This is a genomic window from Pseudomonas sp. 65/3-MNA-CIBAN-0223 (assembly GCF_040310425.1).
Classification (GTDB): domain Bacteria; phylum Pseudomonadota; class Gammaproteobacteria; order Pseudomonadales; family Pseudomonadaceae; genus Aquipseudomonas; species Aquipseudomonas gregormendelii.
On record NZ_JBEOPV010000003.1, the window covers coordinates 231,227 to 251,396 of the forward strand.

The 20,170-nt window shown below is 59.4% G+C and carries 18 protein-coding genes; 8 read left to right on the plus strand and 10 right to left on the minus strand.

Annotation, left to right across the window (positions count from 1 at the left end; translation table 11 throughout):
• From AAEZ09_RS04405 to AAEZ09_RS04425, 5 genes are all read right to left on the minus strand, one after another.
• Complete coding sequence (locus AAEZ09_RS04405; RefSeq protein ID WP_350598274.1) at positions 1–837, minus strand: ABC transporter permease; 837 nt, start codon at positions 835–837, stop codon at positions 1–3.
• Complete coding sequence (locus AAEZ09_RS04410; RefSeq protein WP_205894061.1) at positions 834–1,787, minus strand: ABC transporter permease; 954 nt, start codon at positions 1,785–1,787, stop codon at positions 834–836. The genes AAEZ09_RS04405 and AAEZ09_RS04410 overlap by 4 nt, the downstream gene beginning before the upstream one ends.
• A gap of 75 nt (positions 1,788–1,862) precedes the next feature.
• Entirely contained in the window at positions 1,863–3,497 is a 1,635-nt protein-coding gene (locus AAEZ09_RS04415) for an ABC transporter substrate-binding protein (RefSeq protein WP_350598276.1), read from the minus strand.
• 460 nt (positions 3,498–3,957) lie between these two features.
• On the minus strand, positions 3,958–5,187 hold the full coding sequence (locus AAEZ09_RS04420) for a M24 family metallopeptidase (protein WP_205894063.1): 1,230 nt from the start codon (positions 5,185–5,187) through the stop codon (positions 3,958–3,960).
• Positions 5,188–5,242: 55 nt separating this feature from the next.
• Entirely contained in the window at positions 5,243–6,124 is an 882-nt protein-coding gene (locus tag AAEZ09_RS04425) for a HalD/BesD family halogenase (RefSeq protein ID WP_205894064.1), read from the minus strand.
• Between the two features lie 116 nt (positions 6,125–6,240).
• On the opposite strand from AAEZ09_RS04425, the gene AAEZ09_RS04430 reads away from it, so the two are divergent.
• The gene (locus AAEZ09_RS04430; RefSeq protein ID WP_350598279.1) at positions 6,241–7,155 is read left to right on the plus strand and encodes a LysR substrate-binding domain-containing protein; all 915 of its coding nucleotides are present in this window, start codon (positions 6,241–6,243) and stop codon (positions 7,153–7,155) included.
• Here AAEZ09_RS04430 and AAEZ09_RS04435 read toward each other — a convergent pair.
• A complete protein-coding gene (locus tag AAEZ09_RS04435) occupies positions 7,093–8,328 on the minus strand; it encodes an MFS transporter (RefSeq protein ID WP_350598280.1) in 1,236 nt (411 codons plus the stop codon). The two genes, AAEZ09_RS04430 and AAEZ09_RS04435, sit on opposite strands and share 63 nt — an antisense overlap.
• A gap of 481 nt (positions 8,329–8,809) precedes the next feature.
• On the opposite strand from AAEZ09_RS04435, the gene AAEZ09_RS04440 reads away from it, so the two are divergent.
• The 5 genes from AAEZ09_RS04440 to AAEZ09_RS04460 all read left to right on the plus strand — a co-directional run bounded on the left by AAEZ09_RS04440 (position 8,810) and on the right by AAEZ09_RS04460 (position 15,818).
• Positions 8,810–9,742, plus strand: a complete 933-nt coding sequence (locus AAEZ09_RS04440) for a LysR substrate-binding domain-containing protein (RefSeq protein WP_122838350.1) — start codon at positions 8,810–8,812, stop codon at positions 9,740–9,742.
• A 234-nt stretch (positions 9,743–9,976) separates the two neighbouring features.
• Entirely contained in the window at positions 9,977–11,401 is a 1,425-nt protein-coding gene (gene aldA / locus AAEZ09_RS04445) for an aldehyde dehydrogenase (RefSeq protein WP_350598420.1), read from the plus strand.
• Between the two features lie 84 nt (positions 11,402–11,485).
• A complete protein-coding gene (locus AAEZ09_RS04450) occupies positions 11,486–12,808 on the plus strand; it encodes an MFS transporter (RefSeq protein ID WP_350598282.1) in 1,323 nt (440 codons plus the stop codon).
• A gap of 27 nt (positions 12,809–12,835) precedes the next feature.
• Complete coding sequence (locus AAEZ09_RS04455; RefSeq protein ID WP_350598284.1) at positions 12,836–14,053, plus strand: mandelate racemase/muconate lactonizing enzyme family protein; 1,218 nt, start codon at positions 12,836–12,838, stop codon at positions 14,051–14,053.
• Between the two features lie 157 nt (positions 14,054–14,210).
• Positions 14,211–15,818: a GMC family oxidoreductase gene (locus tag AAEZ09_RS04460; protein ID WP_350598286.1), complete on the plus strand. Its 1,608-nt coding sequence runs from the start codon at positions 14,211–14,213 to the stop codon at positions 15,816–15,818.
• Positions 15,819–15,936: 118 nt separating this feature from the next.
• Here the strand turns inward: AAEZ09_RS04460 and AAEZ09_RS04465 are convergent, their stop codons facing one another.
• Entirely contained in the window at positions 15,937–16,146 is a 210-nt protein-coding gene (locus AAEZ09_RS04465; protein ID WP_350598288.1) for a hypothetical protein, read from the minus strand.
• A gap of 95 nt (positions 16,147–16,241) precedes the next feature.
• On the minus strand, positions 16,242–16,850 hold the full coding sequence (locus tag AAEZ09_RS04470) for a LysE family translocator (RefSeq protein ID WP_122838355.1): 609 nt from the start codon (positions 16,848–16,850) through the stop codon (positions 16,242–16,244).
• Between the two features lie 110 nt (positions 16,851–16,960).
• On the opposite strand from AAEZ09_RS04470, the gene AAEZ09_RS04475 reads away from it, so the two are divergent.
• Positions 16,961–17,824, plus strand: coding sequence for a LysR family transcriptional regulator (locus AAEZ09_RS04475; RefSeq protein WP_350598290.1), 864 nt, complete (start codon positions 16,961–16,963; stop codon positions 17,822–17,824).
• A gap of 49 nt (positions 17,825–17,873) precedes the next feature.
• Here AAEZ09_RS04475 and AAEZ09_RS04480 read toward each other — a convergent pair whose 3' ends face one another.
• A complete protein-coding gene (locus AAEZ09_RS04480; RefSeq protein ID WP_350598292.1) occupies positions 17,874–19,007 on the minus strand; it encodes a pyridoxal-phosphate-dependent aminotransferase family protein in 1,134 nt (377 codons plus the stop codon).
• 135 nt (positions 19,008–19,142) lie between these two features.
• Between AAEZ09_RS04480 and AAEZ09_RS04485 the strand changes: the two genes are divergently transcribed.
• Positions 19,143–19,541 (plus strand): ASCH domain-containing protein, encoded by a 399-nt coding sequence (locus AAEZ09_RS04485; RefSeq protein WP_350598294.1) that lies wholly within the window; start codon positions 19,143–19,145, stop codon positions 19,539–19,541.
• A 10-nt stretch (positions 19,542–19,551) separates the two neighbouring features.
• Here the strand turns inward: AAEZ09_RS04485 and AAEZ09_RS04490 are convergent, their stop codons facing one another.
• A complete protein-coding gene (locus AAEZ09_RS04490) occupies positions 19,552–19,806 on the minus strand; it encodes a helix-hairpin-helix domain-containing protein (RefSeq protein WP_205893693.1) in 255 nt (84 codons plus the stop codon).
• Between the last annotated feature and the right edge of the window lie 364 nt (positions 19,807–20,170).

Genomic DNA, 20,170 nt, shown 5'->3' on the forward strand with positions numbered 1-20,170 from the left:
TCAACTCCTTGTGCCTTTCTGGGCGTGTTCGTCCAGACCGTCTGCTAACAGGCTCAGGCCCAGCATCAGGGTGGAGATGGCAATGCACGGGAAGATCACCAGGTGCGGGAAGGCGATGGCCATGCTGCGGCCTTCATTGATCATGCCGCCCCAGTCCGGGGTTGGCGGCGGCAGGCCGAGGCCGAGGAAGCCGAGGGCACCGATCATGATCGCGGTGTAGCCGATGCGCAGGCAGAAATCGACGATCAGCGGGCCGCCGCAATTGGGCAGGATCTCCACCAGCATGATCCGCAGCGAACCCTCTCCTTGGGTGATGGCGCTGAGCACATAGTCCCGGGAGCGGATGTCGATGGTCAGCGCGCGCATGATCCGGAAGATCGCCGGAGCGCTGGTGAAGGTCACCGCAATCAGGATGTTCAGCGCTGAAGCGCCGAGCGCGATGATGATCACGATGTACAACACCAGCACCGGGAACGACAGCACCGTGTCGGCGACATACGACAGCAGCGCATCGACCCAGCCATTGAAGTAGCCGGCGCACAGGCCCATGGCGATGCCAACGGCGAACGCGGTCAGGGTCGCCAGGATCGACCAGAACAACACGGTGCGCGTGCCCCAGATCAGCCGCGACAGAATGTCCCGGCCGATCATGTCGGTGCCCAGCAGGAAGCTCATTCCGTTGCCATCGGAGGTCATCGGCGTCAGCAGCGGGGCGAAGCTTTCCAGTGGGTCGTGGGGCGCCAGCCACGGCGCGAACAGCGCCATCAGCACCCAGCCGCCGACCAGCAGCACACCGAGCATCGCCAAGGGATGTTTGAACGAGTTGAGGAAGTTCATTGGCCACCTCCGCCAAGACTGCGCAAGGTGATGCGCGGGTTGAGCCAGGTGTAGGCCAGGTCCGAGAAGATCTTGGTCGCGCCCACCACGATGCCGCTGATCATCGCGCAGGCTTCGATCAGGTAGACGTCATGGTTCAGCGATGCGGTGTAGAGCAGCGAACCAAAGCCTTTGTAGGCGAAGAACACCTCGACCACGATCACGTTCGACAGCAGCCACGGGATGTACAACATGATCACGGTGATCGGCGCTATCAGCACGTTGCGCAACGCATGGCGCAGCACGATGCGTGAGGTGGACGCGCCTTTGAGGCGGGCGGTGCGGATGTACGGCGCCTGCATCACTTCGACCATCGAGGCCCGAGTAATCCGTGCAAGATAACCGATGCCGAACAGGCACAGCACCATCAGTGGCAACGCGAGTTCCACGGCGTTAAAGCCGTCGCTCATGCTGCTCACGCCCGGCAGCCAGTTGAGCCAAAACACAAAGATCGCGGAGACAAACACGGCGCTGGCGAAGTCCGGAATCGAGGTGGTGACAATCGACAGGAACGACACCAGCCGATCCACCGCCGAGCCCTGGCGAATGCCGGCCAGAATGCCCAGGGTCAGGGCCACCGGCACCATCACCAGCAGCGCCAATCCAGCAAGGATCAGCGTTTGCCCAAGGTTGGGCAAAAGCAGGTCAATCACCGGTTCACGAAAGTGCACCGAGGTGCCCCAGTCGCCGCTGAGAAAGTCCTTCAGCCACACCAGATAGCGCCAGATAAAGGGTTGGTTGTAACCGTGTTCCACCAGCCACGCGGCGCGTTGGTCGGCGGCGGAGTAAGGGCCCAGGACATTGATTGCGACGTCCTCGATGTTCAGCTCCAGGGCCAAAAACACGATCACTGACACTGACAGCAAGGTTGCCGCCAGCGCCAATAGCTTGCGTAATAGAAATTCAGCCATGCTCGCACGCTCCGGCTAATCAAGGGATGGCGGCCCGCCGCAACTGAGTGGGCGGGCTCGTTCGGGTCGCTTGAATCAGGCGCTCAACCAGACTTGATCCATCGGGTAGAAGTCTGATGGGTGAACCTGGAAGCCCTGGACCTTCTTGCTCGCAGCGGTGAACTTGTCGCCCCAGAAGGGCTGCACCATGACGCAGGCGTCTTGCAGGATCTGCTCGACGCTTTGCATGGCCATGGCCCGTTGTTTCGGGTCGATGATGCTCATGGCTTTATCCAGCGCGGCGTCGAACGCCGGGTCGCTGTAATGGCTTTCGTTCCAGGCCGCGCCGCTGCGGTAGGCCAATTCCAAAGACATCACGCCGAGCGGGCGATGCGCCCAGTAGGTGAGGCTGAACGCGGCTTTGTCCCAGATAGGCCAGTATTGAGTGGCCGGGATCACCTTGAGATTGATGCGAATGCCGGCCTCGGCGCAGTTCTGTTGCAGGATCTGCGCGCAGTCCTGTTCGTAGCGGCCCTGGGTGTTACCGACGATCAGGTCGATATCGATGCCGTTCGGATGACCCGCTTCGGTGAGGAGTTTCTTCGCGCCAGAGATGTCACGGGAACGTTTTGGCAACGGAAAATATTCCGGGTGGGACGGGGCGACATGATGGTCCTCGCCCAGGGTGCCCATGCCGCGATAGGCGATTTTCAGCATTTGCGCGTTGTCGGCGCACAGCACCACGGCTTTACGAATCCGTGCGTCATCGAATGGTTTCTGGTCGCAGGCCATGCGCATGACGATGGTTTGCGCGGATTTGCAGGTGAGCAATTGCGCGCCCGGCAAGCGTTTTGCCAGGTCGAGTTCGGCCACGGTTACCCGATACAGCACGTCTACTTGCCCAGCCTGCAACGCCGCGAGATGGGTGGAGATGTCGGTGCCCATGTCGACGTAACGCAACTCGTCCAGGTTGGCCGGTTTGCGCCAGTAATCGGCACGCTTGGCGAAGGTTGCCTGCTTGTTGACTGCGAACGACATCAGCTTGAACGGCCCGGTGCCGAGCGGGTTTTTTGCCCAGTCGTCACCGGCTTTGAAGCTACGGTGGACGATGGCGCAAGTGAAGGCGTTGAGCATTTCCGGGATCGCCAGCATCGGTCGCTTGAGCACCAGGCGGAACTGGAAGTCAGTGACTTTTTCGAAGGCTGTAATGTCCTGGAACGCCGTACGGTTGACCGACTTGGAATCGGCGGCAATCCAGCGCTCGATGTTGTGCTGCACGTCCTCGACGTTGAAGGTGTCGCCGTTACTCCACTTCACGTCCTGGCGCAGGTTGAACGTCCAGGTCTTGAGGTCTTCGGACGGGCTCCAGCTCTCGGCCAGGTACGGGTGAGTGATGTTGTCGGCATCGACCCAGGTCAGGAATTCCAGCGAGTTGCGCAGCAGGTTCGACGCTTCGATCCAGGTGATCAGCATCGGGTCCTGGATTTCCTGGATGGCGCAGGCAAACCGCAGGCTACCGCCCTGGCGCGGCGTCGCCGCATCGGCGGCGTGGGCCGGGTTGCCGAGCAGCGCGGAACCGATGAAGGTGCTGGCGCTGGCGGCGGTGATACCCAGCAGCGCAGCGGTGCGCAGGAACTGGCGACGATTGATCTCGCCACTTCTGAATTGGGTGCACAGGTCGTTTACCGCTGGATGCGGCAGGGCGCCGTCCAGTGTCGTTAAGTCTTTCATATGCCTCTCCGATAACGTGCAAAAGTGCGTTTTTCGACTGGCCGCAGATGAGGCGAGCGGTAGACGCGGTCGGTTTTCGATGAACCGAAACTGTCAGTGGCAAGCAGCGCGAAGGCGCAGGCGTGACAGGCGTGAAGCCGGCAGAAGAACAAGGCGCAACGCAATCAGGAGGACGAAGGCGGGATAGGACATAGGGCTGCTCTCATGTTGTTTTTATTTGAGATGCTCGCAGTTTTGTCATCTGGGCAAAGATCGACAAACGATAAATTCAACGCTGAAACGTTCGATAAATGCATGTTACTTACCGTAAGGAGGGCTGCCGCTTGAGCTAGACAGGCCGGACGGATGAAAGCGCAGGTACGAAACACTGCGCGATGGCCGAAAACGGCCCTTGTTCCAGGTGGGAACAAGGGGGGAAACGGACGGTATCAAAGGAGGTGATGGCACCGTCCGGGGCAACTCAACGCGGCATCAGCCGCGGATCGAACGGGTAGTCGGAAAGCAGTTCAATGCCGTTTTCGTGGATGTAGATCTGCTCTTCGAGCTTGACCCCTTCGCCGCCCTCGTCGTGGCCGATATAGCTTTCAACGCAGATGGTCATGCCGGCCTCGAACACACCGTCGTAGCCCAGCGCATCAATGTCCTCGCGGTGCACCACGTATGGGTATTCACCGGTCATGCCGACGCCGTGGGCCAAGGCGAAATAGCGGTTGGCCTTGTAGTTGTCCGGGATTCGCCACGCCAGCTCGGCGTATTCCTTGAAGCTGCGGCCAGCCTTGAGCATTTCCATGTTGGTCTGCACTTGCTCGTAGGCCAGCTTGTAAAGCTCCTGTTGCTTGGCGGTGGCGGCTTGTACGCCGCAAAGGAAGGTCCGCGAAAAGTCCGCGTAGTAGCCGAAACGCCCGACCACGTCGGTGTCCAGCGCCACCAGGTCACCGGTCTCGATGGGCCGGGTGCTGCATTCCTGGAACCACGGATTGGTGCGCGGGCCGGAGGACAGCAGGCGGGTTTCGACGTAGTCGCCGTCGGTGGCGATCACGTGCTGGTGCAGGTGCGACCACAGTTCGTTTTCGCTGATGCCCGGCACTAGCTTGCTTTCCATCAAGCGCACGCCGGCCTCGGTGGCACGCAGGCTGGCGCGGATCATCTTCAACTCGTTCGGCACTTTGATGCAGCGCGCTCGCTCCAGCGGTTCCTGGGCGTCGAAAATCTGATAGCCGAGTTTTTGCAGTTCGAACGCAGCGGCCGAGGTCGCGCTTTCGATGGCGACGCGTTTGTTTCCGCCGCCGTGCTTGAGCACCAGTTCTGCGATTTCAGCGGCCCATTCGGCGGTGACATTATTGAGGAAGCTGTCGCAGAAGTAATAAGAGATCGCTTTGGCCGGGCGCACTTCATCGACGGTGTTGAGCTGTTCTGCCAGGTGCAGACAGCCGCCGAACTCGAAGACCACCACTGGGCCTTCTGCCGGGATGAAGGCGTAACGTGCCGGGTTGCGCGCTGAGTACACCTGCATGTTGCGCGAGCCGGTGGCGTAGCGCATATGCGTCGGGTCGAACAGCACGCACGCGGCGTAGTCGCGTTTTTTCAGTTCATTACGCACCCTTTGCAAACGGTCGAGCTGGATCTGCTGGATCTCGTCGTGCGTTGGTTCGCAGTCGGCGGGGTTGCGGTTAGGGCCGGACAGACTCATGGATGTTCCTCGCAGGGCAAATACGGTTGGTTTTTTCCAGGAATTTTTGGGTGAATCAATCGAGCAACTGGTCGCTGCGCACCAGGTTGCGTTCGGCTTGCAGGTGGGCTTCGGACAGGCGTCCGTAAAGCTGCTTGGTGCGCTGGGCACGGCCGATGATTCCGGGCTTTTCGGAGTAGGCGAAGATTGCGGTGTTGCGCTCGGTGGCGCCCTCGACGCGGGTTACCCGGTGCACAGAAAAGCGGCCCTTGAAAATCTGCAAGTCGCCGGGGTTGAGTTCCAGTTCCTGCACGCGGCTGCGGTCGTCGCCGCGCACCACGTTGCCGACGGCGCCGAGGTTTTCCTGGGTGCGGGTGCGGATCATTGGCGCGTACTCGAACAGACCGCCAGCCTCGGGCTTCTGTGTCATCATGCTGACGATGAATTCGTTGGTATCGAAGTGCCAGGGCTGCTCCGTACCTTGTGGCATCACATTGATCACTAGTCCGGCAAACGGGTCGGCGTATTCGAAAATCTCCGGCTCATTGAGGCAGGCACCGATAAAGCGCTTCATCATCGGCGAGACGTACAGACGATGAATGATTGCGTCCGGCGCAATCATGTCCCGGGTGACGAAACCACTGGTGCGCTCCATGAATGTGCGGCGCGGGTCATCCTGGGGCAGGGCGGGGTCGTCTTCGGTGAAGTAGGCGTTGACCTTGCGCACCGAGTAAAAGGTTTTGCCCGACAGCGCCTGGCCTTCGACACGGGCCTGTTGCAGCGCCTCGGGCCTCAGGAAGTTCTTCAGCAGGCAGCAACCGTCCTCGGCCAGTTCGGCACGGGCGTATTCGATCAGCGCCTGCAGCTGGACATGGCCCGAATCATGTATGGGGTACAACTTGGTATTAATTATGTCGCTGATATCGCCCACTTCGGCGTCGGCAAGTTGAAGGCTCATGCACATCTCCTGAAACTTTCAATTAACAGTGTTTGGCGTTAAATCGATAGTTGCTTAAAGAGGTGCGAAGTGGAAATTACAAGATGTGATCGAATCCATCGGCAGGAGCGATAGTTATGTCAGGAGAACTGGATGGAAGCTTACTTAAAGTCTTTGTCGCGATTATCGAGTGCCACGGATTTTCTGCGGCGGCCGAGCGCCTGCACAAAACCCAATCGACCGTTAGCCAGAGTTTGCAGCGCCTGGAAGAGATAGTCGGCACGCCGTTGGTCCAGCGCACCAGTCGTTCGATAAGCCTGACGCCCGGCGGCGAAACCTTTCTGATTTACGCCCGGCAGATCCTCAAGCTGCACGCCGATGCGATCAACGCCGTGCACCGGCCAGACGAGCAGTCTTGCATTCACGTCGGCCTGCCCGAGGACTATGCGCAGTTCTGCCTGGCCGATGTGTTGCGCGATTTTCAGGCGCAGTTTCCCCAGGTACGCCCGGACATTTGTTGCGAGATGTCGACCGCGCTGGTCAGCCGCTTGCAGCGCGGTGAACTGGATCTGGTGCTGGGTGTGCAGCATGCCAATCTGCAGCCGGGTGAATACCTGTGCGACGAGCCGCTGGTTTGGGTGGCGGCTGAAGGTTGGTGCGTGGGCAAGGACGAATCGGTGCCGTTGGCGGTGTATGCCGAGGGCTGCGCCTTTCGGGCCAATGCGGTGCGGGCGCTGGCCGAGGCCGGGCGGCCTTGGCATGTGGTTTACACCAGTCAGAGCCCGCGCGGCATCGGGATTGCCATTGAACAGGGGCAGTCGGTAGGCGTCACTGCGCGGCGGCTGGTGCCGCCGGGTTGGCAGGTGCTCGATGAGGCCCAAGGTTTTCCGCCGATCGACCCGGCGCGGTTGATGGTCTGGCGTTCGGCTCAGTCTCAGGCACTGGCCGTCGGGGCACTGGTGGACATTCTCTGCCGCGAGTTGGGCCGTTCAGAGCTGCTGGCCCAACGCGGGCTCGCGGGATTGACGGCGGGCCATCAACCCCAGCAGTAACAGGCTGGCCGCGACCCAGCAGGCGATCCAGCCATGCACCAGGGCAAACTGCCCGGAGGCTTGCAGTAGCCAGCCGCATAGCCAATTGGCGGTGGCGCTTCCCAGGCCGTAACCGACCATGCTCAGACTCACCACTTGCAGGCTTTGCATCGGGCTTAATCGCGCACTGAGGTAGGCGGCAATCAAACCCCAGATCGGGAAATAGAACAGTGCGAACAGCCCCGCTGCGAGCCAGGTCAGGCCCAGGCTTGGTTGCCAGAGTAGGGCGAGCATCGCCATGCCGAAGGCGCTGATGCTCAGCGCCATGACCCGCAGCGCGCCCCAGCGATCCGCCAGCGCGCCGAGCAGCAAACCGCCTGCAACCCCGCCAATACCAATCAGTGTCCACAACGACCCGGTGACCTGCGCGTTGGCGCCCAGGCGGTCAATGGCAAACGCGGAGAGAAAGTTCAGGAAGGGTCCGCTGATAGCGCCGATAAACCCACTGAGCAGCAATACATGCAGCGCCACGGGATGTTCAAGGCACAGCTGAAACCATTGCCGCAGCACCCTGCTAAGCGACGGTGCGCTGGTGGGTTTGATGCGCGGATCCGCGTTGAGTGGTGCCAGAGTCCAGAACGTCAGCAGCGTGACAATGAGCGTCAAGCCTGCGCAGATCAGCCAGAAGCGCGTCAGGGAAACCCCTTGGAGCAGGGCGATCAGCAAACCGTTGAGGCAAATCGCAAACGCCGCCCCGGAAGATGCCAGCCCCAGCACCCGGCTGCGGTGGGAGGCCGGGATCACCTCGCTGGCCAGCGCCGCAATGGCATTCCAGTTCGACACCGCACAGGCCGAAACCAGCGCCAGGCACAGCGCAAACGGCAGCACCCACGGCGTGGCGATGGCCAGCGCCAAGAGCGCCGGGCTCAAGGCCATCGTCAGCCGCACCATGTTGCGCGGGCTGATCCATGCCGCCGCGATGCCACTGACAATCGACGCCCCCATATAGAACAACTGCAACAGCGCCGCAATGAACGCGGCCTGGCTGTAGCTCAGTTCGAATACCTGACGGATTTCGGGTAATAACGCCGAATACAGAAAAATACTGAAGCCGTGGGTAGTGGCGTTACACGCGGTGAAGATTAGGGCCAATACGCCAATACTTCTTGTGGGTGAATTTGCAGTGATTGGCATGTGTTTGGCTCGAACAGGTTAATTGCAACAGGATAGGGCGAAGTTGCAGGTTTCGCCCTATGTAAGTGCGTTGGCTTATTAAGGAGTTTAATGGAAGTCAGACTAGCGTTTATATAAGCAATGCAGCCAGTGCTTAATAGTCATGAGTGTGAGGCGAAATACGCATGCTATTTATGCGTGAGCGACAGGTACTGAGCTAAAACCGACGCAATCTGAATATTGCCGATTACCTGTGGCGAGGGCGCTTGCAACCTATAGGTTGCGAAGCACCCGCCAGCCAGTCGATGGTGTTGTGCCTGATTCGTTGAGGTTGCAGGTTTTCGCGCCGCTTCGCTGCCTAACCGGGGCAAGACCCTTGCCACAGGGTTGGTGCCAGGTCACGGAAATCGTCCTACACAACACAAAAATGCATGTTACTCGGGAAATTTCCCACAAGCCGTGGGATGCTTGGCACTCGTCAGCCTCTGCGCGAGTACTCTTTATGAAACGCAAAATGCCCGCGCTCAATGCGCTCAAAGCCTTCGAAGTGGCCGGCAGCACCGGCAGCTTTACCCGGGCGGCGGAGTTGCTGAATGTCACCCAGAGTGCGGTCAGCCGCCAAGTGCGCCAGCTCGAAGAGCAGCTCGGTGAAAACCTGTTGGAGCGCCGGCATCATCACCTCGAATTGACCAGTGCCGGCCGAGTGTTGCTGCGGGCGCTGCACCAGTCATTCGACAAGATAGAGCTGACGGTGCGCAGCATCCAGCAGAAGTCCCACGCCAATCGCCTGCACATCAATGCGCCGCCGACTTTCACCAGTCGCTGGCTGATGCCGCGACTCGGACGGTTGCGGGAAAAGCACCCGGAGCTGGAGTTGAGCATCACCACGCGCCTGCAAGACAGCCTGGCGGAGACCAGCACCCTGGACTGCGCGATCCGTTTTGGCGATGGTGAATGGGATGGTCTGGACAGCTCATTGCTGATCCAGGAACGGCACATCGCCGTGTGTGCGCCATCGTTGTACGCTCGGGAGTTGAGTGAGCGGGGCATCGACCTCAATCGCCTGACGTTGCTGCATGTACTGGCTCGGGAAGATCAGCGCTACCTGACCTGGAAACACTGGCTGGATGCGGCGAAAATCAGTGGGGTCGACACCCAGGGCGGTTATGAATTCGACCTGCTGGACCTGGCCATTCGCGCCGCCACTGATGGCTTGGGCATTACCATTGCCGACTGGCACATGGTTGCGCCGGAGCTGGCCAGCGGGCAGTTGACTCAGGTGCTGAACGTGCACGTGGAAGGGCATCAATCCTACTGGCTGGTGACCCGGCCGGAACAGACCTTGATGCCGCAATTGCAGGTGTTCAGCCAGTGGTTGCAGGAAGAGATCTGGTTGGCGCAACGGCAGCTCGAGCCCTCCACCGCTGCCACCTGAAACACCGCAAATCCCCCCCCCTGTAGGCGCTGCCGAAGGCTGCGATCTCTTGACTTGGCTTCGTTAAAAACAAGATCAAAAGATCGCAGCCTTCGGCAGCTCCTACAGGGAATCGAGTATTTTCGGTATAACATGCCTTTTTCGAATGTTCTCCCGCTCAATAAATCGTTTGTTCAACCCGTCCAGGATGCCAAGACTGCGGGGACTGGATAAAAACAACGATGGGCGATGCACATGCGACTTGAGCGAAATTTTGTAAACGGTCACTTCATTGAGCCTGCCAGCGATGCGCTGATTGCAGTCTACAACCCGGCGACCGAAGCCTTGGTCGGTCAGGTTTCGGCGGCTACCACCGCTGAAGCCACCGCCGCTGTCGAAGCCGCTGCTGCGGCGCAAAAGCTTTGGGGCAAGCTCACGAGCATCGAACGTGCCGAACATCTGCGCTCGTTCGCCGACGCCCTGGACGCCTGTGCCGATAACATCGGTAAAGCCCTGGCCGCCGAATCCGGCAAGAGCGTCAGCGACGCCAGTAACGAAGCCCGTTACGCCGCGCAGATCACCCGTTACCACGCGGAGTGGGCGCGTCGTATCGAAGGCGAGATCATCCCCAGTGACTCCCCCAACGAAAACCTCTTTCTGCACCGTGAACCAATCGGTGTGGTCGCCTGCCTGATCCCGTTCAACTACCCGGTCTACACCTTGCTGCGCAAAATCGCCCCGGCGCTGATTGCCGGCAACACCGTGGTGGTGCGTCCGAGCAACAACACCCCGACCTCGGCGTTTGAAATTGCCAAGGCTGTGCAGCAATCCGGTCTGCCCGCGGGCGTGGTTAACATCTTGACCATGGACCACGCCACCGCCGCTGCGGTGTGCACTCACAAAGCCGTCGGCTTGATCACCCTGACCGGCAGCGTCAACGCCGGGCGCATCGTGCTCGATTACTGCAAGGCCAATATTGCCAAACCATCGCTGGAACTGGGCGGCAAGACCCCGGCAATCATCGAAGCCGACGCTGACCTTGAAGCCGCCGCCAGTGCCGTCGTGGCTTCCAAGATCACCCACTGCGGCCAGTTGTGCACAGCGGTCGAACGGGTCTACGTTCAGGAAAGTGTCTACGAACAATTCCTCGCCTTGCTCAAAGCCAAGATCAGTGCCGTGAAGTTCGGCGACCGCGCCACTGATGCGAGCCTCATGGGCCCATTGGTCAACGCCAGTTCGCAACAGAATATCCACGCCATGGTCGAGCGCGCCATCGCCGACGGTGCTGTACTGGAAACCGGTGGATTTATCCCGCAGGGCGACGGTCATTTCTACCCGCCGACCCTGCTCAGCAACTGCCGTCAGGACATGGAAATCATCCAGGAAGAAGTCTTCGGTCCGGTGCTGCCGGTGCTCAAGTACCGCGACATCGACGAAGCGCTGGCCATGGCCAACGATCACCAGTTCGGCCTGTCGTCGGTGCTGTATACCGAGGACTACCGCACCACCATGAAAGTCGCCAACGCCATCGAGGCCGGCGAGTTGTACGTCAATCGTACCCCGGCTGACCCTTACCAGGGCTTCCACGCCGGCTGGAAACGTTCCGGTCTGGGCGGCGATGACGGCAAGCACGGCATGCTCGAATTCACTCAGACTCGTCTGGTGGTGATGAAGTATTGATCCACCCGAAACACGTCTCACGCCACACCTATAAAAACAATTATTTGGGGCATCCGGACCACCGGGCTGCCCGAGGTCTCACAGATGTCCAAGCCTGCAACCACAGTTGCCGCTGTTCAGGGTTCGAACGCGGGTTCAAAAAGCCACAGTGACAAGGGAAGTCGCTATTTCCAGTTGATGCTATTGGTGCTGGCGGCAGGTGCGATCTATCCGATCCTGTACCTGCGTCAGGTCTACCAGACCACCATGCTCGAAGTGTTCCAGATCAACCACAGCGAGTTGGGTTATCTGTATTCGATGTTGGGGACAATCTTCCTGCTCAGCTACTTGCCGAGCGGCTGGCTGGCAGACCGTATCGCGCCGCGTTTTCTGATTTTCTTTTCGCTGGTGGCTACCGGCATATTGGGGCTTTGGTATTCAACGGCGCCGTCGATGAGCGGTCTGATGATCATCTTCGGCTGCTGGGGCCTGACCACCGGTCTGACCTTCTGGGCCTCGGTGCTCAAGCGGGTGAAGATGATTGCCCATCACACCGAGCAGGGCCGGTTCTTCGGCATCCTCGATGGCGGTCGTGGTCTAGTGGAAGCCTTGCTGGCGACCGTTGCCTTGGGCCTGTTCGCCTTCGCCACCGAAACCCGTGGCGAGTCGGCGGCCGAAGGCTTCAAACACGTCGTCTACCTGTATGCCTTCACCTGTATCGCCATCGGCTGTGTGCTGGTGCTCATCAAGGACCCGAAGTCGATGGAAGATACCGCGCCAGTGGAGAAGGGCAAGTACAACCTGCTCAGCGACCTGACGACCTTGGTGAAAATTCCTGAACTGTGGCTGGTCACCGCCATCGTGTTCTGCGGATATCACATTTTCTGGGCCACCTACAGCTTCTCCGATTACTTGCAGGGCGGCGGCATGACCGCGGTCATGGCCGGTACCATCACGACCATCAAATTGTGGATGCGTCCGATTGGCGGCATCGGCGGCGGCTGGCTCGGTGACAAGTTCTCGAACATCTCGGTGCTTATCGTGGCGCTGTTCTGCGCGACGCTGGCGATGGTCGGCCTGATCGTGTTCCCGGCGCTTAACAGCATGGGCCTGCTAATCGGTACGGTGATCTTCATTGGCCTGATGACTTACGCGATTCGCGGTTTGTACTGGGCGATCCTCGATACCTGCAACATTCCGCTGCGCATCACCGGCCTGGCCATCGGCATCGTCTCGGTGGTCGGTTACCTGCCAGACGCCTTTATTCCGCTGATCAACGGCTACCTCACCGAGCACTTCCCCGGAGCCGTTGGTTACCAGTTGTATTTCGGTTACATCGCCTTCGTCGGCCTGCTCGGGACCCTCGCGGCCCTGACCTTGCGCGCTCGTATCAACCGTCAATCTTCTATCAAGACTTCTTTGAATTAATTTCTTTGAAATAAGCAGGTGCCTGAGATGAAAATCGTCGCCCTTGAAACCCATATTGTTGCCGTTCCACCACCGCACATCGGCGGCATGTACTGGCTGTTCGTCAAGCTCAAGACCGATTGCGGCATCGAAGGCGTGGGCGAGATCTACGCCGCTACCTTCGGCCCTAAAGCCATGCTGCCGATCATCGAAGATGTGTTCGAACGCTACCTGCTCAACCACGACCCGCACCACATCGAGCGCTTTTTCCGCCAAGCGTATTCCAGCGGTTTCACTCAGCGTCCTGACCTGACCATGATGGGCGTGGTCAGCGGCCTGGAGATGGCCTGCTGGGACATCATTGGCAAAGCGGCGAACAAACCGGTGTATGAGTTGTTGGGCGGCAAGGTCAACGAACGCCTGCGTTCCTACACTTACCTTTACCCGGTCAACAGTAAGGGCGAGTACGACTACGACGACCCGGACCTGGCCGCCGAATGCGCGATCGAGAATATGAACAAAGGCTTCACCGCCTTGAAGTTCGACCCGGCCGGACCCTACACCGCGTACTCCGGGCACCAGATCTCCCTGGAAGTGCTGGAACGCTGCGAAACCTTCTGCCGCAAGATCCGCGAAGCGGTGGGCGACAAGTGCGACCTGCTGTTTGGCACCCACGGGCAAATGGTGCCGTCCTCGGCGATTCGCCTGGCCAAGCGCCTGGAGAAATACGATCCGCTGTGGTTTGAGGAACCGGTGCCGCCGGGTCAGGAAGAGGCCATGGCGCAAGTCGCGGCCAAAACCAGCATTCCGATTGCCACGGGCGAGCGGCTGACCACCAAGTACGAATTCTTCAAGCTGTTGCAGGCCGGCGGGGCGTCAATTCTGCAAATGAACGTCGCCCGTTGCGGTGGTCTGCTGGAAGCCAAGAAGATCGCCAGTATGGCCGAGGCCTATTACGCGCAAATCGCGCCACACCTCTACAACGGGCCGATTGGCGCAGCGGCGAGTTTCCAGTTGGCGACCTGCACGCCGAACTTCCTGATCCAGGAGAGCATCATGACCTGGGGCGGGTTCCATTCCGAAGTTCTGACCAAGCCGCTGCAATGGGAGGACGGCTACATCATCCCGTCCACCGAGCCGGGCCTTGGAGTGGAATTGAACATGGACGTGGTGCGCAAGCATTCGCCGTACACCGGCGAGCGTTTGCACCTCCAAATGGCACCGACTCCGGCAGACGTCAAAGACACATCGCCGGCCAGAGGCTAATGGACGATCTGTCAGCAAGCACAGTCCATGTTGGAGCGAGCTTGCTCGCGATGAGGGCGTCACATTCGGTACAGATGTTGACTGACCGGACGCCATCGCGAGCAAGCTCGCTGCCACAGGGCGTTTTTTTGGATAACGACTTACGCGGTAACCGTGCATGACATACGACTACATCATCGCTGGCGCCGGCGCCGCCGGCTGCATCCTCGCCAACCGACTCTCGGCCTCGGGGAAATACACGGTGCTGCTGCTGGAAGCGGGCGGCAAGGACAGTTCCCTATGGTTCAAGATCCCCGTTGGCTTCGCTAAAATGTATTACAACCCGACCTTCAACTGGATGTACTACAGCCAGCCGCAAAAGCAGCTGAACAACCGCGAAATCTATGCCCCGCGCGGCAAAGTGCAGGGTGGTTCGGGCTCGATCAATGCAATGGTCTACGTCCGTGGTCAGGCCCATGACTTCGACGATTGGGCGGCCAACGGCAACGAGGGCTGGGGGTTCAAGGACGTGCTGCCGTACTTCCGCAAGCTGGAAAATCATCCGCTGGGCGATAGCGAATACCATGGTGGCAGCGGCCCGATCAGCATCACCCCGATGAAGGGCCAGACCCATCCGATCTGCGATGTGTTCCTTAAAGGGTGCAACGAACTGGGCTACCCGCACAGCGACGACTTCAACGGGCCGAAATTCGAAGGTTCGGGCATCTACGACGTAAACACCAAAAACGGCCAGCGCAGTTCCAGCAGTTTTGCGCATTTGCACCCGGCATTGAGCCGGCCAAATCTGAAGGTGGAGCATTACGCTCTGGTGGATCGGGTGTTGTTCGAGGGCGAGCGGGCCACGGGTATTTCCGTGACCCAACGTGGCGTGGTCCGCACCTTTACGGCGAAGAAGGAAGTGATTCTCTGCGCCGGTGCCGTCGATACGCCGAAAATTCTGCAACTGTCTGGTGTGGCCGATCAGGCGTTGCTGGCCAAGCATCAAATCCCGCTGGTCAAACACCTGCCGGCGGTGGGGCAGAACCTGCAAGATCACCTGTGCGCCAGCTATTACTACAAGGCCAACATCCCGACGCTGAATGATCAGCTCAGTTCTCTGTTCGGTCAGTTCAAGCTCGGACTCAAGTATTTGCTGACCCGCAAGGGCGCGCTGGCGATGAGTGTCAATCAGGCTGGCGGCTTCTTCCGTGGCAATGAGGCGCAGGCCAATCCAAACTTGCAGTTGTACTTCAACCCGCTGTCTTATCAAATCCCGAAAAACAACAAGGCCAGCCTCAAGCCAGAGCCGTACTCAGGCTTCCTACTGTGCTTCAACCCGTGCCGGCCGACCAGCCGCGGGTACATTGAAATCAAGTCAAAGAACCCTCGGGACGCGGCACTGATCGACCCCAATTACCTCAGCACGCAAAAGGATATCGACGAGGTGATCCAGGGCAGTCGGCTGATGCGCAAGATCATGCAGGCGCCGGCGCTCAAGGGCATCACCGTCGCCGAGGTATTGCCCGGGCCAGTGGTCGAAAGCGACGAGCAGATGTTGCAGTACTTTCGCGAGAACAGCGGCTCGATTTATCACCTGTGCGGTTCGTGCGCGATGGGTGCCGATGAACAGAAATCAGTGGTCGACAAACGGCTCAAAGTCCACGGTCTTGAGGGTTTACGCATTGTCGATGCGTCGATTTTCCCCAACGTGACCAGCGGTAATACCCACGCCGCCGTACTGATGGTGGCGGAAAAGGGCGCCGACCTGATTCTGCAGGACGCCTGACTCGCTGCCATACGATATTCCGGGAGGTAGTTGCCACGACTGGAACCGTGCGGGCTGCCGGGCAATAGCAGCAAGAGCAAGCCCGGCGCTGAACCGGGCTTAGCATGGGCATTCACCTTCAGTGAATAGTTTTGACCCTGCGACTTTCACCAATCCTGATCCGATCCAACGCCCGATTAAGTGCATCCAACGCATCAAGCAGCGCCTTGGCCTCCGCCTCTCGACCATCTCCCCAAAGCCGCTCAACCATTTTGTTCAACGCTTGGATCGATCGTTCAATATCGGCAGCAGTCACTACCGGCGCATCCGCTTCTTGCTTCTTTGACATGTTCAAAACCTCTTAAGCGCTTGAAGAACAACGCCTGAGATTCGGCAGTTTTCAGCATACATCCTGGGAGGATACGCAAAAATCGGCTGACACCCTCACGAATGAATCGGCAACGCCAACCCAAACACCACAAAAAATCCACCACACACCTTATTGAACCGCCGCCCCGTCCGAGCCAGCCAAGGCCGCACCCGATGCGCTGCACTCGCCACCATATACTCAACCACAAACTCTACCACCGCATACGTCAGGGCAATCGCTGCCGTTTGCGCAATGATGCTCCTGTGCGGGTCCAGGAACGGCGGAATAAACGCAGTAAACAGCAGCAGTGCCTTGGGATTTGAAAGCGCCGACACCAGTCCTTGGCGGAACAGCGACCAGCGTCGAAAGCTTGTAGCACCGGTCGGCTCAAGACTAACCGGCGCAGACCGCCACAGCCCCCAGCCCAGCCAGATCAGATAGAGCCCGCCCACCACCTTCAATACGGTGAACCAGGTCGCCGATGCCTGGATCAGTGCACCCAAGCCCAAAGCACAAAGCGCAAGCACCACTGCAAAGCCGAGTACGCCGCCGCTGATGGTGAACAGTGTTCTGCGGCTGCCGTGAAGCGCGCCATGGGTCAGCACCAGTAACGCATTCGGTCCTGGCACGACGGCGATGCCGAAGCAAGTAATGAGGTACAGCAACCAGGTATCGAATGGCATGGGCAGATCCACAAAGCGTTGATTTGGTCAGGATCTTGCGGGTGAAGCATTGTCATGAAAAGCGCATAATTCAGGTCTTAGCCATTCGATTAACGAATAGAGGATTTGCCATGCCTGCCAGTGATTTGCAGATCGATTGGCTCAAGTGCTTCGTGGCGGTGGTGGATGCCGGTTCGCTGTCGGGCGCGGCCCATGAGGTGAACCGGTCGCAGTCCGCTGTCAGCATGCAGATGAAGAAGCTGGAGGCCGCGCTTGGACGGCAGTTGTTGAGTCGTGGCCCAAGGCACTTGCAACTGACCGACGATGGTCAGACGTTGTTGAGCTACGCCCGACGCATGCTCGCATTGCATGCCGAGACCCAGGCGGCTTTTCACGGTGAGGAGTTGTCGGGGCGCATTCGCCTTGGCGTCGCGGAGGATTATGCAGCCAGGTATCTCACGCCGCTTCTGAAGCGTTTTTCGCCGCGCTATGCCGGGGTGGAAATTGAGCTGACCTGTGAGCAGTCGACTGCACTTATTCCGCGGGTTCGAAGTGGTGATCTGGATCTGGCGCTGGTGTCTAGGGACTCGGCGCAAAGCGGGACGGTTCTCTTCAAGGAGCCGATGGTTTGGGTGGGCTCACCCCAGTTTGAACTCTGGAGGCGCGACCCAGTGCCGATCGCCGTCTACGAAAGCGCAAGCCTGGCTCGGCTTTATGCCGTGAATTCACTGACCCAACGGGGCCGCCAATTCAAGGTGGTCTACAACAGTTCGAGTCTCGCGGGCCAGGTGGCGGCAGTGGAGGGCGGGCTCGCGATTGCCGCGATTACCCAGTGCACCGTGCAGCCATCGCTTCAGGTCTTGGGCCGCGAGCACGGCTTGGGCAGCATTGAACCGATGGAGGTGTCGATTCTGCGCAGCCGGGCTTCGCGTGGGTCGAAAGCGGTGAATGGCCTGCATGCTTTCATCATCAGTGCGCTGAGGCATCAGGCGTAGGCCCGCAGAAGATTTGTCATCCTCCACGAGCCCGGCGCCGGTGAATGGATCAGCTACGCATCACCTCATCCAGCGCGTGTTCCAGGGTGCTGACCGTGCGCTCGATATTGTGCAGCTTTTCGAGCCCGAACAGACCGATGCGAAAGGTCTGGAAGTCGGCTGGCTCGTCGCACTGCAACGGTACTCCGGCAGCGATCTGCAGGCCTTGGGCGACAAATTTCTTGCCGCTCTTGATGTCGGCATCGTCGGTGTAGCTCACCACCACGCCAGGGGCCTGGAAGCCGGCGGCGGCCACGCTCTTGATCCCCTTGGCGGTCAACATGGCGCGCACCCGGTCGCCCAGCGCTTGTTGTTCGTCGCGGACCTTGTCGAAGCCGTAGGCTTGCGTCTCTTTCATCACTTCGTTGAAGCGCGCGAGGGCGTCGCTGGGCATGGTGGCATGGTAGGCATGCCCGCCCTGTTCGTAGGCCTGCATGATCTGCAGCCATTTTTTCAGGTCGCAGGCAAAACTGCTGCTCTGCGTCTGTTCGATGCGCGCCAGGGCCAGGGGACTGAACATCACCAGGGCGCAGCACGGGGAGGCGCTCCAGCCTTTCTGCGGTGCGCTGATCAGCAGGTCGATGGCGCATTTGTGCATATCGACCCACAGCGCGCCCGAGGCGATGCAGTCCAGCACGAACAGGCCACCCACCGCATGCACGGCGTCGCCGACGGCGCGCATATAGTCATCGGGCAGGATAATCCCCGATGAGGTTTCAACGTGGGGGGCGAAGACCACCTGTGGCTTGTGCGCCTGAATGGCTGCCAGCACCTCGTCCAGCGGGGGCGGAGCATAGGCGGCCTGGCGACCCGTCTCGACCGGTCGAGCTTTGAGTACCGTGGTCGCCGCCGGGATGTTGCCCATCTCCAGGATCTGGCTCCAGCGATAACTGAACCAGCCGTTGCGGATTACCAGGCATTGCTGGCCGCCGGCAAACTGCCGCGCCACCGCCTCCATGCCAAATGTACCGCTGCCCGGCACCACTGCAACGGCCTCGGCGTTGTAGACCTGTTTCAGGGTGCTGGAAATGTTCTTCATCACCCCCTGGAAGGACTGCGACATGTGGTTGAGCGAGCGGTCGGTGTAGACCACCGAGTACTCGACCAGCCCCTCGGGATCGATACTGGGATAGAGCTTTGACATGGGTGACTCCTGTGGCAGAGATGTCAGTGGTATCGACCCTGCCCTAAGCCTTGGCAAATGACAAGATTGCACGAGGTTGAATTGCAATGCCCGCCGTACGGCGCCGGGTACCGTCTGGGCGCGGATCGGCGCCAAATGCTTGCGAGCCGCCCCCGTTGCCCTCGGTGTCAGGCCGTGTGGGCATTGGTCCCGGGCCGGATCGCTGCTGGAGAGAAAACCCTCGAGGTCCGTCGTTGGTATCCAGATTTAGCCCCCTCCGAGGATCTCCTGATTGTCGAAAACGGACGGTTTCTTCATGAGGAGGGTGACGAAGACCCTGACGGTACAGCCGTCGCGATTGTGCGAGTAAAAGCTGTACGTCCATTCGTCCAGGCTGACATGCAAGCGGCCTGTGCAAGTTATTTCGAGGAAGGCTGGCTGGCATGGGAGCTGAGTGACTTAAGACCGGTCACACACCCTGTGACCGTTCACGCGGCACGTGGTATCTACGAGGTAGATTTCCTCCTGCCCGAGACGATTTACCCATTGAAATAGGCGATCTGCCTTACGTGCCAGACTTGCTCAACTGCGCGCCTTTCGCAAGCTCAATGGCCGCCATAATAGCTGCACGAGCTTGGGGGCTATTTTTCCAGCAAGTCGACCCCGTGGCCGCCGACGCATGAGCCAGGATGTCAGTAACACTCGCCTCGCTGAGCACCGCCAGTGAGTCAATGCCCATCTGCTCAAGTCGACCGATAACGGCCGGCCCCACGCCCTTGAGGGCCAGCAAAGCATTGTATTCCGTCAATGGAAATGGCATCCGTAAACTCCTGTTATCGGCCAATGGGGACGGCGGAGTTTGCCCGACGGGAGAGGGCATCTCAATAGATGGACTTCTTCACTCCAGGCGTAGGCGAAATCCCCCCGCAAAAAGCCCGTAGGCTCCAATGCCGTTGTAGGAGCGAGCTTGCTCGCGAAGAACTTATAGGCGCCGCGTTTACTCAGGCTTCACGCGTTATCGTTGGCGTTTCTCGCGAGCAAGCTCGCTCCTGCAGTGGGTCGATGTTCCCGTTATTGAACAGCATTGCACCAGATGCGCAGGCTTATTCGTTTCAGCTTAAATCCCACATAATGGGTTTATAATTCACATATTGAACTAAGTTCTCGGCTGGTTTAAGGTCAGT

Bases quoted from the DNA above. Each gene is read 5' to 3' on its own strand.
- AAEZ09_RS04485 (WP_350598294.1), top strand. From the start codon at position 19,143: ATGCTTGCGAGCCGCCCCCGTTGCCCTCGGTGTCAGGCCGTGTGGGCA.
- AAEZ09_RS04480 (WP_350598292.1), bottom strand. From the start codon at position 19,007: ATGTCAAAGCTCTATCCCAGTATCGATCCCGAGGGGCTGGTCGAGTAC.
- aldA (WP_350598420.1), top strand. From the start codon at position 9,977: ATGCGACTTGAGCGAAATTTTGTAAACGGTCACTTCATTGAGCCTGCC.
- AAEZ09_RS04490 (WP_205893693.1), bottom strand. From the start codon at position 19,806: ATGCCATTTCCATTGACGGAATACAATGCTTTGCTGGCCCTCAAGGGC.
- AAEZ09_RS04415 (WP_350598276.1), bottom strand. From the start codon at position 3,497: ATGAAAGACTTAACGACACTGGACGGCGCCCTGCCGCATCCAGCGGTA.
- AAEZ09_RS04475 (WP_350598290.1), top strand. From the start codon at position 16,961: ATGCCTGCCAGTGATTTGCAGATCGATTGGCTCAAGTGCTTCGTGGCG.
- AAEZ09_RS04460 (WP_350598286.1), top strand. From the start codon at position 14,211: ATGACATACGACTACATCATCGCTGGCGCCGGCGCCGCCGGCTGCATC.
- AAEZ09_RS04425 (WP_205894064.1), bottom strand. From the start codon at position 6,124: ATGAGCCTTCAACTTGCCGACGCCGAAGTGGGCGATATCAGCGACATA.
- AAEZ09_RS04410 (WP_205894061.1), bottom strand. From the start codon at position 1,787: ATGGCTGAATTTCTATTACGCAAGCTATTGGCGCTGGCGGCAACCTTG.
- AAEZ09_RS04430 (WP_350598279.1), top strand. From the start codon at position 6,241: ATGTCAGGAGAACTGGATGGAAGCTTACTTAAAGTCTTTGTCGCGATT.
- AAEZ09_RS04405 (WP_350598274.1), bottom strand. From the start codon at position 837: ATGAACTTCCTCAACTCGTTCAAACATCCCTTGGCGATGCTCGGTGTG.
- AAEZ09_RS04470 (WP_122838355.1), bottom strand. From the start codon at position 16,850: ATGCCATTCGATACCTGGTTGCTGTACCTCATTACTTGCTTCGGCATC.
- AAEZ09_RS04440 (WP_122838350.1), top strand. From the start codon at position 8,810: ATGAAACGCAAAATGCCCGCGCTCAATGCGCTCAAAGCCTTCGAAGTG.
- AAEZ09_RS04435 (WP_350598280.1), bottom strand. From the start codon at position 8,328: ATGCCAATCACTGCAAATTCACCCACAAGAAGTATTGGCGTATTGGCC.
- AAEZ09_RS04420 (WP_205894063.1), bottom strand. From the start codon at position 5,187: ATGAGTCTGTCCGGCCCTAACCGCAACCCCGCCGACTGCGAACCAACG.
- AAEZ09_RS04455 (WP_350598284.1), top strand. From the start codon at position 12,836: ATGAAAATCGTCGCCCTTGAAACCCATATTGTTGCCGTTCCACCACCG.
- AAEZ09_RS04450 (WP_350598282.1), top strand. From the start codon at position 11,486: ATGTCCAAGCCTGCAACCACAGTTGCCGCTGTTCAGGGTTCGAACGCG.
- AAEZ09_RS04465 (WP_350598288.1), bottom strand. From the start codon at position 16,146: ATGTCAAAGAAGCAAGAAGCGGATGCGCCGGTAGTGACTGCTGCCGAT.